The organism is Chryseobacterium sp. FR054, assembly GCF_056844565.1.
Window position 1 is genome coordinate 945,952 of the sequence record NZ_JBXDSA010000001.1, and the last position, 15,851, is coordinate 961,802.

Consider the following 15,851-nt stretch of genomic DNA (forward strand, 5'->3'; position numbering starts at 1 on the left):
AAAGTTTCTGTATTGTTCAGTCTAGTCCGGGCAGGTCTGTGTAGAGATACAATGCCACTTCATAGAAGCCTCGCCCTCTTTCAGGGTGTACATCTTCATGCATTTGTTTGTTGTATCGTACACCATCATCCCTTCTACAAAGTTAGCGGCCGGAATCCCCACAGGATTTCCTGATGCATCAAACGCTACTCTGTTGGGTACAAAACCTTTGGTTTTTGCTTCCAGTGCTATCCAGCCTCCTTTTCTTGCCATCGGCCAGTTGTCTGCATTGACTCCGGCTCTGCCAAGTGCCGTGATTCCCATTTTGGTATCCAGTGCTGTTCCGGCTATGATACCCGGTTTAAAGCAGAATGGAGGAATACATGCTGAGATCAGAGGATTCTGGGAACTTCCCACAGCCTGCCCTGTATTGGCAATCGTTGGAATTCCGTTAACGTCTACCGTATTACCCAGGTTCTGGATCACAGGACCTGCTGTTCCGGTGTAGCTGCTTCCTGTATTACCACCGGGCATTGAAGAGTTAGCAAGATTAGCTGCTGTAAAGCCACCTGCACCTTCTATGGCATCAGGGCAGCCATCTCCGTCAGAATCCAAGTCGAGATAATCCGGAATTCTGTCACCATCTAAATCTCTTTTAGCACACATATTGCCAATATGATATTCCGGAGTATTGCCATTTGTTCCTACAAAAGTAGCCTCTACCTTACTTACCTGTATACCTGGTGTATAAATCTCCACATAATTCTGATTTCCGTTGGCTCCTGAATTACGCGTTGTAGATATTTTAACACCATAGGTGGCATCTGTTGTAAACGTTGTACTACCTGCTGCTGCTTCTGCCTTTACTGTGGTGTATGCAAGAAGATCGCTGATTCTGTTACCGTTTTGGTCGTAAATGTTAACGTTTACTTTCTCCAGGGCATCCAGGTCTGCAACCCAGAACCTTAAATTATCTACCGGCAGATCGAACTCATAAGTCACTTTATTATTATTGACTCTCGGGTCTATACCACTCATGTTGAACTGAGCAGCGGGAGAAGGCCAGCGTTGCGTGGCTGCTGTTGATGTTAATTTGAAATTAAAACCTTTAATTCCGTTATAATCAACAAAATTATAGTTCATCACATGGTCTGTGGTTAATACAGAAGTCGGGATTGAAGCTTTATCACAGATATAACCTTCATTGGTATTCAGGATACCGTCATTGTCATTATCCAGGTCACACATATCTGCAATACCGTCTCCATCTGTATCAGGGCCATAGCAAGGATTTACCGCAAATGTAATGAACCTGTTATCTGCTATATTCTGCTGATACACCCATTTTCCTGCTGTATTAAGGATAGGGTTAACCACATTTACATTCGTTGTAAAAGCCGCATCATCTGCCACCAGCATAGCCACCAACCCAGATGTGGTATTAAATGTGCTGCTGTTATAAGCCGTAAGATCTGCTTCAAAGAATAAGTCTCCCGCATCAGGCTTTTTCTCCTGCACAAGCCATGCTCTCTGTATCCTTTTGAAAGTACGGCTACCTACCGTAATGTCTGAAGGTGCTGTTGCTACATTGGCATTATCTCCCAGAAGGAAATAAGTTTTATCATTGGTAAATCCGGTACGTGATGCATCAAGATTCGGTTTTACAAAATCATTGGTGGTAGCAATGGTAAGGATCGTTCCGGCATTGACGCTCTTCGATACTTTCTGTTCAAATACTTCTATATCGTCACGGGATACTCCGAAAATATTATTGTTGTAAGCAGTATTAGCCGCTCCATTCCATACAATGCTTCCGTCCGCAGAAAGGTAATGGTCTGTATTCACCTGTCCCAGTGTAATACCATACTTAATGGCAAGATAAGAATCTACTCTTCTGCGTTCTGTTGCGGTAAGGTTACCTGAACCATAGATAATGGTCTCTCCTAAATTACCTATGAATCCCCGGTTATCACTTCCGTTACCTCCAAACTGGGAATCACCGAATAAATGTCCTCCGTTCAGATTCCGGACTCCTGTTCCTGCATGATTGGTGGTAGCGAAGTTGGCTCCTCCGTTAAGCGCCTTAGTCGTTGTAAGCGCCGTAAACGTATGGTACATGATGCTAGGGATTGTTGTAGAAAATGCTCCTGCAGGGGTTCCGTAATAATCGGTATTTCCACCTGTGTTGGAGAGCCTTTCTATTCTGTTATCCATTACAATTCCCAGACCATCCCATCTGCGGATATCTCCGGTAAGCAACGCGTTATCTACCAAAGATCTGAAGATACTCGGATGAGCTAATCCTCCGCTGGCCAATCCTTCTTTGGTAAAGGTAAATACATCATAAGAATCCTCAGAGAATGTTCTTACATTGATGTTACCAAGAGTCTGCGTTCCTGCGGTAAAATTAACTCCCGGGTTGAAGTTAAAATAATTAGCGGCTCCCGATACATATTTTGGTACTGCATTGGTTCCCATCTGTGCCACTGTGGTTCCGTTCCAAAGATCTGTCCATCCGGTTACATCTGTTCCGGCACCTGTATTGGCAGCGTTTTTATCCGCTCTGTACCAGTAAGACAAGCTCTTGGCAACTCCTCCCGGAGCATTTCCGAAACCTGCAAAGGTGAAGAACTGTCCGTTTCCTAATGTTACACTGGCAGTATTGTATACCACACCATTTACAGTTACCTCATTAGTCATTGGGGTAAAGGTATCTGTTCCGTCAAATGCGGTATCAGATGACTGTACCAGATAGAGGTTTTTCACACTTTTTGGCCATGCTACCGTTACTGTTCCTACATTGTTGGTATTCTGCACTTTCCATACAGATTCAAAACGGTAGTTGATTGCTCCGTTGGAGCCTGCCGTGTAAGATAATGGTATACTAAGTCCCTGTTTCAGGTTATTATCACCTACTATTAAGAATTGTCCGGCTGATAAGGTATTAGGGTTGGCATCATTGGTTTCTGCCAGAGAATTTCCTGCTCCAATAATCAGTTTCTGTCCAGTATTTACACTTTTAGACTGTTTCTGAGTAAGTGCAGACGGTTTATCATTGGCAATACCAAAGATATTGCTGTTGTATCCGGTATTGTTTGTTCCATTCCATACAATTCCTGCATCAGAAGCCAGGTAATGATCTGTATTCACCCTGTCCAAAGTAATTCCATACTTAATAGCAAGATAAGAATCTACTCTTCTTCTCTCAGTGGCAGTCAGGTTCCCGGCTCCATAAATAATGGTTTCTCCGATATGCCCGGTAAAGCCCCAGTCGTCCCCTCCGGGAGGACTCACTCCGCCGTTGGCGCCAAAGAGGTGTCCGCCGTTTACCAATCCTATGGCTCCATGAGTAACTGTTGCACCGTTGGCAGATCCGTTCAGTCCTTTACTCAGGGTTGTATCGGTAAAAGTATGATACATGATATTAGGAATGCCGGTATTGAATACAACATTACCCGGATTAAGGTTATATATGATCCCTCCTCCTGCATTATTTCTGGAACCGATACTTCCATCAGCATAGAATCCCGGCTGGTCCCAGTTGGCACCACCAAATGAAGTATTATTGAAACCTACATTAAAGAAACGGGTTCCTGTCATCCCTTCTTTCGTAAAGGTGAAAATATCATAATTTACATTTTCCAGTGTCGGGTTGGAAATATTTCCGATGATCTGCTGGATCGCCGTAAAATTAACTCCCGGATTAAAATTGAAATAATCAGAGGCTCCCATCTTATATTTAGGAAGTGGCGCTGTTGATATTTTTGCAGAAGTAACTCCGGAAACCAGGTCTGTCCATTCCGTAACGTCTGTACCGTCTCCTGTATTCACTGCATTTTTATCAGCTCTGTACCAATAAGACAGATTATTGGAAACTCCTCCCGGAGCATGCAGATAGCCTGCAAAAGTAAAATATTGTCCATTGGCCAGTGTTACATTAACAGTATTGTATACCACTCCGTTTACGGTTACTTCCGCAGTCATAGGAGTAAAAGTATCTCCGCCATCAAAAACGGCATCCGGAGACTGTACTAAATACAGGTTTTCTACCCCTTTCGGCCATGCCAGTGTAACAACCCCTACATTTCCTGTATTCTGAACTTTCCAGATGGATTCAAAACGTGAATTGATCTCCCCATTTGTTCCTCCGGTATAGGCCAGCGGTGTTCTGAGTTTTTGCTTCAGTCCGTTATCTCCTGCCAGAAGGAACTGCCCTTCAGTCAAGGTGTTGGTATTCGTCATATTGGTATTCGCCAATGAGGTTCCTGCTCCGATGATCAGTTTCTGATCAGCATTTTCACTGCGTGACTGCTTCTGATATAAAACAGAAAGATCATCCCTTGCAATCCCCAGAATATTATTCTGATAAGCAGGAGAGACATTCCACACAATAGTATTGGCAGAACTGGTATAATCTCCTGTAAGTGTTGTTCCCCATTTAACAGCCAGATAAGAATCTACACGTGCCTTTTCTGAAGCGGAAAGAGGATTGGCAAATACAATAGCCTCGTTCATCTGTCCGTCATGACTTCCCCAGTTGGAGTCACGCCCGATTCTGAAAGCACGGGCTGAATTTGCTGTATTTACATTATTAAGGGTATTGTTATAGACAGATTCATTACCGTCCAGCCACACTTTAGCCAACAGATTGGATGCAGTTGATCCTGCCGCATTCTGCCATGAAGATCCTGCCACAAAAGGTTTTCCGGCAGCAAACAGATTGGTTGACAAGGTTGTATAACCACTTCCTGCGGAATAAAACAGCAGTTTATCGGTGGTGGCATTATTGGAAATATGAAGCCCGGGATAATCCATCGTTTGATCAAAGCCAGCCAGTCCAGCAGCACCCAGGGTCTTCATTTTACCTGCAATATAGATACTTCCTTTAGAACGGTCTATAATTTCGTTTCCACTTCCCGGATCTGCGGCCATAAAGCCTCCCTGACCAGTTCCGTGCCCTGCTGAATTAAAGGTCACTGTCGGGTTAAAATTAGCAAGCACAGTCTGATTGGAGAAAGCAGGTTTTTGTGCAGCGGTAGCCTGTAAAAGGTTACGGCCTGTTCCCATCTGGTCATTCCACTGCTGAACAGCAGCATTGTCAGCCGCTGTGGTTGTTCCTGCATCGGAATATACCCCTGCATCTGCCTTATACCATACAGCTGCCATTACCCCTCCGGGAGCCGGAGCCGTAACATTAACCGTCAGATCGCTTGTACTTGTACAGGTACCTGTGGTAACTGTCCATCGGAAGGTATATATCCCGGGAGTGTTGAATCCCGTAACATTAGTATTATAAGCTGAAGGTGTTACAATTACCGGATCCGGAGCACCGGCCGGTTTTGATATCAGAGTCCATAGTCCTGTGGATCCTGCTCCCGGATTATTTCCATTGAAGGCAGTCTGTGATACACCGACAAGATTCTGGGCAGAACCTGCATTGGAGCCTACCTGAGCAGATACAAATATTGAAAAAGTACCTTCTAAAGAGGTTCCTGAACAGGCATATTCTTTATCTAAAAAAGGCCCCAGACCATTTGCATCCGGAACAGCTTTTATTTTAAAAACATATTCTCCTTCTTTATCCAGGTTGGAGATTACGGTAGAAGTATTAGTTATAGTCCTGAAATTGGTCGTCTGATATACAGGTGTTCCTGATCCAGCAGGTTTTGAAACCACTGTAAAATCATACCTTCCTGCAAAATCCTGAAAATAACTGCTGTTGACTGCCCCCTGATATACACTAGGTAAAGGAACGGTAGCAGAAACACTTCCTGTTCCTGAATAGCAAACAGTCATATTATTTACGGCAACATTCGGGCGGTTTCCATCCGAAATGTGAATATAATAATAATGATCAAGAGCACAGCCTGTTCCCAGACCCACATGAACGACATAGGTACCTGCCCGCCATCCTCCTGCAGGAGGTGTCACGGTCACGCTTCTATCCATAGTTCCCGCTCCATTTGCCGAAAGACCTGGAGCACCTCCCGGAGGTGTTATTCCGCCATTATTCACAGTTGATACAAGCCCTGGAGAGTCTGATGGATTTAGTTTATAATAAAATGTAATAGGATTGGTATCTCCTACTTTATTGCAATATACTGCTCCGGCAGTCCTTTGGAATCTATATTCCATTTGGTCAGGATGAGCAGGATCTAAAAAACTAACTTCTTTGGGTGTCTGACCCAAATAATTGAATGTAATCTGAGGAGTGGTATAAGTACCGCCCGCATTAGTTACCGTAACCGTATAAGTATATACACCGGGAACAGTAATGCCATTAAAATTAATATCCCGATTATCTATTGATTGATAAGACATATTTCCACCGGCCGGCTGGCTGATAACGTTCAGTGTAACCGTCGTTCCAAACGAAGCATTTCCGGAAGAACCGGGTTTTGTTGTGTCAAATACCGGAGAGTTTGATAAGTTTGCATAACGCAGATTATTGCTTCCACAAAAAGAAATTGAAGCTACATTAATTTGTGGATTGGGAATAAATCTTACAATAGCATCGTCCTCATACCAACAACTGGGATTATTAACCGATGTGATACGCAGAATAACGCGGTAAGCAGGATCTGTGTCATGATTTGCTTTCTTTATTAAGGTAAGTGTTGGAGATGCCGTACTGCTATTGGTCATTGTAGCATTATCTGTAACTTCTTCATTATATCTTTCTTTTGAGAAGAGATGATAATATCTCCATTGTGCTGTGTATCCTGCAGGAACAACACCGTTTAGGGTAACCGTTCCTGTTACGGCAGATACATTGGTAATATCGGGACCTGCCGTGAAAGAGGAAACACTCCCCGGCGCAGTAACTGTTACCTGGGAAGTTGTTGTCCCGACTGTACAGTTCTGTGCAATCTGGAAAACATAATTACCCGGGAAAGTCATCCCTGTGACCCCGGTATTGTATGCTGCAGGATTTGCGATCACCGGATCCGGTGCGCCTGCCGGTTTGGAAACAAGCGTCCATACGGGATTTCCCGATGTACTGCCTCCCGGGCTTCCCGAGAGATTGGTAGACGTGCCACATATAGTGACATTAGCACCTGCATTCACGTTGCAGTTTTGTGCCCTAACCATCATATTGCCCCAAATGAGCAATATGAAAAAAAGGATAGTCTGTTTTTTCATTAGTCAATAAATTTTTAACCGGTTTTTCCGGTGATATGTGTTTTTAGATTGTATATCCGGGGATTTGCCTGTAATATCGATAACCATTAAATAAACCTGTTTTAATACCTACCTGACCACGATTAATTACTTTACAAGATTGTAAAAGGTCAATAGATTTTCCCTCAGAACCTGATCAGACAGATTAAAATTTCCGGAATCTGTTCATTTGATTTATGGTTTCCAGAATGTCCAGACTTTTCCGTTGTATACGGCAAGCTGTTTTTTAGTGGTATCAAATACCATCATACCGGGAGCCGGATTGATAATATTCAGATGCGGACTGGCTACTTTGGGCAGGATCATGGCTTTATCTGAAGCTTCGAGTACCAGGATTCCATCTGTGGAAGAATTGTTTCCTATTGCTGTTTTAGCGGTTGCCTTTTCTGTTTTGTCTGTTCCCTGAATACTCAGATCAGCAGTTCCCACCGTTGCAGCAGTACTGTCATCTTCACTGAGGTTTACCCATTGTCCGCCGTTTTTCAGATATTTTACTTTATGATCTGTTGTGTCATAAATTATGGTTCCTTCGGTGGATACTCCGCTTTTATTTTCAACATACGGAAGAATGAATCCCCTGTTTTCTGTATCGGAAAATTCCAGAGATACCGAAGTATTGGTAACGCCTGTTTTCCCTATTGCTACCTGTGCTTTTACAGTACAGACTGTGAGCAAGGTTAAAATCAGTAGTGTTTTTTTCATTATGTTTTCTGATTAGTTTATGGATACGGATCAATTAAACAACTTAATAAAAATTCGAATTTTTCGTATTTTTAATAAAAAAATAAATCAAATTAAATGTTTTAATTAAACCAATTAACATCGCTGCAATATTATCATTACATAAAAATGTATACAAGGCCGATGCAGGAAAAATTCAGAAAATTTCGTGTATTATTTCTTTATTATACAAATAAGCAACATTGATAATCAAACACTTAAAGCAAATCAAGTTTTATATCAAAGACTTTTTTCTTTTCAGATTTCACGAAATAAATACCTGTTTTCTGATGAAAAATCAGGGTTTCGAGGATGCTTTACACTACCCCATATACAATATCCTGATCCTGACTTTTATTTTCACGCTGCTTTGAATGTAATGCTTCTTATCCGCGTGGGCATGCTTCAGATTTTATTCTATATCTTCTGAAACCCGGGATTTTCATACCACCGGCGGATGATAGGTATTCAGCTGATGAATCAGTTGGGGAAGTCTCTATCATGGGCGGTGATTCCGTTGCATTTTTTTAAAGTTCTCCAGTTTTCCCGACAGTTTATAATAAAAATTGGAGTACCCCTGAAAAGTTGTACTCCAACAGCTGTCTCTATTTCCGGAATTTTATGATCAGTCCTTTTCATAAAATGAGTGTTCCGGAAATTTCAGCATACTTAGAAAAATTATTTACAGTTGTATGAAAGCCTGCATTTACCTTGTTGTATATCCTCCATTGGCAAAAATGGTCTGTCCGGTGATCCACCATCCGTCGGTAACCAGAAATTCCACCAATGGTGCAATATCTCTAATATCCGTTAATCCCTGAAGAGCAGATGCAGATTTGTGATAAGCTACTGCATCATCACTTTCCTGCCCATAGAAAAAAGGGGTATCCATGGGGCCGGGAGCCACGGCAGTCACAGAAATCCCCCGCTCTCCAAATTCTTTAGATCCCGCTCTGGTAAAATGTTCTACCGGAGCCTTCATTCCTGCATACGTAGAATATAAACCTGTGTAAGCAGCAAGCAGGGAAGTAACAATAGTACAGATTTTTCCATTGTCATTCAGTTTTTTCCCCGCCTCCCGGATGAAAAAATATGCGACCTTTGAGTTGATCTCACTCATACTGTCGTATTCTGCTTCGGTAGTATCTACAAAAGGCTTTTTCAGAACTTTTCCTACGGTATTAATGGCAATATCAACTCCTCCGAACTTTTCAATGCCTGCCTGAAAGAGTTCAGTGATCTTCTCTACTTTTGTAAGATCTCCCTGAACAAGAATAGCTTCCGCTCCTAAAGCCTGCACATCGGCAAGTGTTTTTTCAGCATCAGACCCGGTGCTCTCACTGTTATAATGAATGACCAGTTTTGCTCCTTTTGCCGCCAGATTACGGCTCAGTAATCCGCCCAGGTTTTTAGCACCGCCTGCAATTAACACTACTTTTCCTTTTACATCGTGTGTTTTCATATTATTGATTATTTAATTATAGTTAACAGATGATCTGTTATTCTGCATTGTATTCTTTATCCGCCTTTTAAGAGAAAAGAAATCTTCTCCCTAAGCAAAGAGAGAAGATTCTGTACATCATCGTATTTATAGAATCCTGCTTGAAACATTTCTCAGTCTGGCGGCTGCGTGACAATATTAAATCTCTCTAAGCTACTGTACAACATTATGCCAGGAACAATTCGGAAAGTATTACATATACAGCAGGTTATTTTACAAAAAACACATGCTGAAAATCAACAAAATATACAATCATAATGCATTTTTACAGCAATAAAACCAATGCATCAGTAGGTATGTAAGAATTTTTAAAAAAATTCTTTGTTAGATTTGTCATAAACATAACTGACATGAGAAAACTTGACTGTCTGATTTTCACTTTATTCTTTTTTTCTATTCTTATTCCGGCTCTGAGCAATCTGCCTACAAAACAAGAAATCAACAGATTGTATGATGAAACCGGTGACAACACTACCGACCGGGAGCTTAAAAAGATTGAACAGCTTATTGAGTTGTCAGAAAAAATAAATTATGAAGAAGGAATTGGAAAAGGGAAAATCAAAATGCTGTATATCTTATATCACCGCTCTGATTATAAAAAAATGCTGGATCTTATTAAAGAAACTCAAGCTCTGGATTTAAATGATAACACCACAAACGCTATGCTTCATATCTATAAATCGTATGTAGATAAGGCAATGGGCATACAGAAAGAAGAGCTGAAGAATATAAATAACGGACTGAAATATGCAGAAAAAATAGAGAACCCGAATGCAAGGCATTCTATAATGTCTGTTGTGTACAATAGATTTTCGGTCTTTTATGACTATAAAAAACCTGATTCACTTATTTATTATTTAAAAAAGGAACTGGAAGAACTTCAGCAGATCGATAATGAATATCAGAAACACTCCCTGGAAAAATATGAAAAAATTGCACTCAACAACCTCAATATCGGTAATTTTTATCTGGGAGTTGTACAGCCCCAGCGCCTGGACCTGGCAGAACCCTATTATTTGAAAGCATACAATTATAAAACAACACAACCTGAGATTTTTGAAAAGCTTGATCTGCCCATACTCTGTGGTACAGGAAGATTTTATTTAGAGAAGCATAATTATAAAAAGTCTATTGATCTCGCCAATGAAGTTTTAAAACGGGAAAAATTCAAAAAAAATCCAGGTTACAGACTATTTGCCTTTATGCTTCTCGCCGATTCTAATGAAGAGTTGAAAAACTCTGCAGAGCAGGCAAAATACACTCTTTTATATGCAAAGCTTAATGACAGCCTCAATGATGCGGCAAAAAAGGAAACTGCCAAAGAATTTGACAGACTTGTCGCTGCCACAGAAACAAAAAAAGATAAAGAACATACCTCCAATATCAGAATTCTGCTTTTATCTTCCGGATGTTTTATTATTCTATCAGTATTGTCCATATGGCTTTACTGGAGGAGAAAAAATGAGATCTCCCACAGAAGATATGATGAGGTGACTGCCAGAATAAACAGTGAGCAGCAGACAAATCCTAAAGAGCATGAGGATATAAAAGAAAATACAGAAGCTAAACCCTCTGTAAACATTCCGGGTGAAACTGTAAAAATACTGCTAGCCAGGCTTGAAAAGTTTGAAGCTTCGGAAAAGTATCTCAGAAAAGACCTCAGCCTTACCTGGATGGCCAACAATCTGAATACCAACACCAAGTATCTTTCAGAAGTCATTAAAATATACAGGGATAAGAATTTTACCAGCTATATCAACGGTCTCCGGATCGGTTATATCACTAAAAAACTTTATGAAAGCCCGATCTACCGTGAGTATAAGATCAACTATCTGGCGGAAGAATGCGGCTATACAACGCCCAGGGTTTTTGTTACGGCTTTTAAGAATGAAACAGGTTTTACGCCATCCTATTTTGTGGAGCAGCTAAGAACCCCGGTATAGCATACGTGATATCCTGTACTGAAAAGCGGTCCTTTAAGGGCTGCTTTTTATATCCCTTTCATCCTCTCTTATTTTTATCCATTATAAATACCTGATAAACGGACAGTTATATCATTTTTTATTTTTATGGTCATGTAAACGATACCGGAAATCATCTGTTTCATTTATTTAAAAGGGATTCTGCAAATTAAAACAACAGTTCTAAAATTAGAATTATTATAATAAATTAATCAATTTTAACTAAAAATAAAAACAAAAATACCATTAAAACAATAAAATAAACAAATAAAATAAATTATAGATAAATATTTTTCATATATTTAAAGGAATCCAAAAAAAATATGTATTATGAAACAAATTTATCTTAAAAAGCTGATGATCCTGCTGGGATTATTCTTCGCTTTAACTGTTTATTCCCAATGTGTGGTATATGATGACATCCCCCCTGAGATAAGAAGAAAAATGGGCATTTCCGAAGCAGAATTCCTGAAGAATAAGTCTAAACCACTGCAAAATGCTTCCAGACTTCATTCAGCAAAAACCACGATTACTCCCAAAAAGTTCAGAGTGAATTTCTGGGCAGTGATGAATGATGAAGGTACAGAAGGAGTACGTATCTATTATGATATGGCCCTGAAATACGTAAAACAACTGAACGAAGCCTACAAAGAGCACCAGATCTGTTTTGTTTTAAACGGGAACGGCGTTCTGAAATCCACAGCTCATATGCATGGACAAAACCACAGCTGGCTGGCTTCAGAGGGCAAAATAAAGAATGCTTACGCAGACGATGCCATTAATATTTATGTGGCTAAAACCATCATCCTGGTAAACGGAGGCTCAGCAGACGGAGTCACCACTTATCTGGATAATGCCATTGCAATAAAAGAAGAGAATTTATGGTGGATGGACACTACTCTGGTACATGAAATGGGCCATGTTCTGAACTTAATCCATACCCACGGTGACACCAACGACCCACCCAACGGCTCTATGGCCAATGATCCTAATTGTGAGCATGTAACAAGAGATCCCAATGATCCCAATTACAATGCACTTACTGCCGGAGATATGGTATACGATACTGCTGCCGATCCGGGATTATACGGAAGTCCGGGTAATTTTTACAATGTAGATTCAAATTGCAAGCATATCAAACATCAGACAGACTGCCAGGGAACCCCTTACAGTCTTGACTCTTCGGTTCTGGATAATATTATGTCGTATGGGCCGCGGTGCCTGCGTCTTTTCACTCAGGGACAGGCTGAGAGAATGCATCAGTCGATTGACAATGCCGATCCCTTGATGCATCCTGTAAAAAGAGCTTTGGTAACGCCTAATAATGACAAGAATTTTGATATGATGGTGAGAAATTCAGAAGTGGACCTGGGTGTTGAGCCTGACCATATTTCTACCAATTTCTGGTCAAGCCCGGATATCTGGATAAGAAATGTAAATGATGACAGCCCTTATCATGACAATCCTTTATATGGTATCGGCCCCAATTATGCCAAAATACGTATTGTGAATAAAGGCTGTTCTCCAACCGACGGCAGAGGTAAGGTAAAGCTATACTGGATCAAAGCCGGAACTTCTCTTCCGATTGCCGGTTTTGAAGGAAATCTGTTTCACAACGGCTATCCATTGGGAGGCCTTATCGGAGAGGCTGATCTTCCGGTATTAAATTCTTACCAGGAACATATTGTTACCATTCCATGGAATAATATTCCCGATCCCGCCCGTTACAGCTCACTGAATGAGCCTTGGCATTTCTGCCTGCTGGCTAAAATTGAATCGCCTACCGATATTTCTCCTTTACCGGAAAGTGACGGATATTCCTACCTTCTTCTGAATACCAATAATATTGCTTTAAAAAATGTAAGCGTATTGAAAACAGGAGCTTCCAACTCCGGAAAAATTCACATTGGAAATTTCAGAAATACTCCTAAAAAGTTCAAGCTCAGATTAAAGAACGAACTAAGCCGGTTCAATACCAATATCTTTAATGAGGCTGAGGTAAGTTTTAAATTCGACAGTAAATTATGGAATATCTGGGCTTCCAATGGTTTCCAGGGAACGAATTTCCAGATGCAGGGTGAAAACGCCATTAAAGTTAATGAAAACACGGAGATCATCCTTGACAATTTCCCACCAAATGATTATGGCCTTCTGGATGTACGGGTTAATTTCCTGGCCGCCAACAACTCAGAAAATGAGGAATTCGGATTCCACGTAGAGCATTGGGATATGGAAGAAAAAAAGCTGCTGGGGGGAGAATTTTACCAGGTTTCCAAACAAAAAAGAGAATTATTCCGTGCTGATGCAGCTCAAAAAGGTAATACCCTGGAAGCTGTTCCTATCAATGAGCCGGCAATCTACAAATGGTATGATTCCAGAGGAACTTTGCTTCATACCGGAGAACGTTTTGAATACCAGAGCAAAGATTCAAAGGTTATTCTTGAAGTGACCGCTGAACTGGACGGATTTAAAGATTACAAAACGCTTTCCATCAGCCCGGAAAACAGTTATATCATAACTATTTATCCGAATCCTGCAAAAAATACGGTGAATATCGGCTATAAGAAAATGAACTGCAGCCATGCGTATTTCATGCTGATTGATTCTAATTCAAGAACCGTTTCCAACTATATCATCGATAAGAAAGACAATACAATGAACATCAATATCAGCCAATATCCCGGCGGAACTTACAGACTGGTTCTGGTATGCGATAATGCTGCTGTTGAAAGCAGGAATCTGATCATTCAATAAAAAAACACATTCATATATTAAGTGTACAGCTCCCCAACGGGGGCTGTTTTTTATTCACTTATTCTATTTCTTTCTGATGATAATATCACCTTCGGACAGCCTTATTTTTTCTCCGGAAATATCCACTTCAACCCAGTGGTCCGGATCATCAGATTCACAGTCATTGATGATCCTGTAATCTGAATATCCTGTATGGGAAGCCGGAAGCTCAACAACAGTTTCAACAGTTTCAACAGTTTCTTTTTTAATCCGGTATTTTTCAAAAACATCAAGAAGATACAGGGTTTCCGACAGGTTTTTCTTCATCTGAATGCTGGTTTCCTTATCCTTTCCTTCGGCAATTAAAATATTCAAAGATTCAATTTCGTTGATGATAAGCTCTTTTACGGTCATAGACTTTTATTTTATCCTGCTATTTTTCTGAGAGGAATTTATATTTATCAATCAGCATATCAAGAATAGCAACACAAAAATAATAAATTCCCCCGGCCAGCATATTGGTGAGAATATCCCTGTCCGAATACCATACCAGTGAGATCATAGACAGCAGTAAAACAAAGAACCACAGGAGCAGTTTGGCGGCAAAAACGCCGGCAGCCCGGAACAGCAATTCATCATCTTTTATCGTCCTGGACTGGATGAGGCACTGAATCACCGTAAGTATGGATCCATAGAGAAGCTCCTTCTGCTGATACAGATCAAAGGTATAGAAAAAGAGTGCCGGCCCCAGAAGAATCATCAGCCATATAAAAAATTTGAGAAAAAAGCCTGCTTTCACCTCCTTAGAAAACATAAGCGTTGAGAAAATAAATAACGGATACACCATAAAAACCGAATACAGCATATATTTATAAAGCAGAAGTTCTTGAGTCTCCGTTCCGTCTGAAAGCCAGAACATCCGGAAATACAGAAAAGAAAGATACAGGGAGTTTAGTTTAAAGATAACGGAATAGTTCTTATATTTCATAAAATGTGAAGTTGGCACTTGCTGAAAACAAGCTTCTACTCTTTTTTCAGCGTCCACAATTTATAAAAAAACAGAAAAAAGAGCAACATCATATTGTTTATTTTCTCTCTTCAAATTCCTTTAGCTTCCATTTCATCAGCTCAATTTCTTTTTGCTGGGTTTCAAGAATATTTTTTTGCAGTTTAATCAACTCAGGATCTGTAAGCCTTGTTTTTTCTGACATCAATATCGCTGCTGCGTGATGGGGAATCATTCCTTTTACAAACTGGCAGTCATCAACCCCTATCTGCTCCCTGATACCGAACCAGGAAAAAAAACCAATTATTATCGAAATCATCGCAATTACCGTGTTCATCTTCGGATTGGGATACATCGCTCTCATTATCCACAGCTCAAGCAGCAACATAGCCGACGTCATCATCAGAGTCATATACAGATTATTGATATTGGGAATAAAGTTCTGCAAACTGTCAATCATAGCGTACATGATGACATACATCACCACAAACATAGCTATCGCCATCATGACAAAGCGAAAATACATCTTTGAAGAATGTCCTGAATTGTGTGAAGAATCCTGTACGCTGTATGTGTTCTGACTATTTTCCATAACCATGAATTTTTAAATGAGTATTCGCCCCTGCTTTCTTTGAACTGATCATGGTTTACGCCTTGTACAAAGCTCTTATAAAGATAAGAATACTTTCCTGAACGGTTTATGATTACAGGCATAAAGCAAAACATGAATTTCAACCTGCCTGAATCCAACAGTATCAGTAAGTGTATG

At 40.5% G+C, this 15,851-nt stretch carries 8 protein-coding genes; 2 read left to right on the forward strand and 6 right to left on the reverse strand.

Features of this window, described 5'->3' with window-relative positions; all coding sequences use genetic code 11:
• Window positions 1-21: 21 nt before the first annotated feature.
• The 3 genes from AC106S_RS04570 to AC106S_RS04580 form a co-directional block, all read right to left on the reverse strand.
• Window positions 22-7,122, reverse strand: a complete 7,101-nt coding sequence (locus AC106S_RS04570; protein ID WP_482437954.1) for a DUF8202 domain-containing protein — start codon at window positions 7,120-7,122, stop codon at window positions 22-24.
• A gap of 213 nt (window positions 7,123-7,335) precedes the next feature.
• Window positions 7,336-7,863, reverse strand: coding sequence for a hypothetical protein (locus AC106S_RS04575; protein ID WP_482437955.1), 528 nt, complete (start codon window positions 7,861-7,863; stop codon window positions 7,336-7,338).
• A 724-nt stretch (window positions 7,864-8,587) separates the two neighbouring features.
• A complete protein-coding gene (locus AC106S_RS04580; RefSeq protein ID WP_482437956.1) occupies window positions 8,588-9,343 on the reverse strand; it encodes an SDR family oxidoreductase in 756 nt (251 codons plus the stop codon).
• Between the two features lie 389 nt (window positions 9,344-9,732).
• Here AC106S_RS04580 and AC106S_RS04585 point away from each other — a divergent pair, with 389 nt between their 5' ends.
• Window positions 9,733-11,325: a helix-turn-helix domain-containing protein gene (locus tag AC106S_RS04585; RefSeq protein WP_482437957.1), complete on the forward strand. Its 1,593-nt coding sequence runs from the start codon at window positions 9,733-9,735 to the stop codon at window positions 11,323-11,325.
• 348 nt (window positions 11,326-11,673) lie between these two features.
• Window positions 11,674-14,097 carry a T9SS type A sorting domain-containing protein gene (locus AC106S_RS04590; RefSeq protein ID WP_482437958.1) on the forward strand — a complete coding sequence of 808 codons (2,424 nt, stop codon included), beginning with the start codon at window positions 11,674-11,676 and terminating at the stop codon, window positions 14,095-14,097.
• Window positions 14,098-14,160: 63 nt separating this feature from the next.
• Here AC106S_RS04590 and AC106S_RS04595 read toward each other — a convergent pair whose 3' ends face one another.
• The 3 genes from AC106S_RS04595 to AC106S_RS04605 form a co-directional block, all read right to left on the reverse strand.
• Complete coding sequence (locus AC106S_RS04595) at window positions 14,161-14,490, reverse strand: hypothetical protein (protein WP_482437959.1); 330 nt, start codon at window positions 14,488-14,490, stop codon at window positions 14,161-14,163.
• A 19-nt stretch (window positions 14,491-14,509) separates the two neighbouring features.
• Entirely contained in the window at window positions 14,510-15,064 is a 555-nt protein-coding gene (locus tag AC106S_RS04600) for a hypothetical protein (protein WP_482437960.1), read from the reverse strand.
• Between the two features lie 97 nt (window positions 15,065-15,161).
• On the reverse strand, window positions 15,162-15,674 hold the full coding sequence (locus AC106S_RS04605; RefSeq protein ID WP_482437961.1) for a DUF305 domain-containing protein: 513 nt from the start codon (window positions 15,672-15,674) through the stop codon (window positions 15,162-15,164).
• Window positions 15,675-15,851 lie beyond the last annotated feature (177 nt).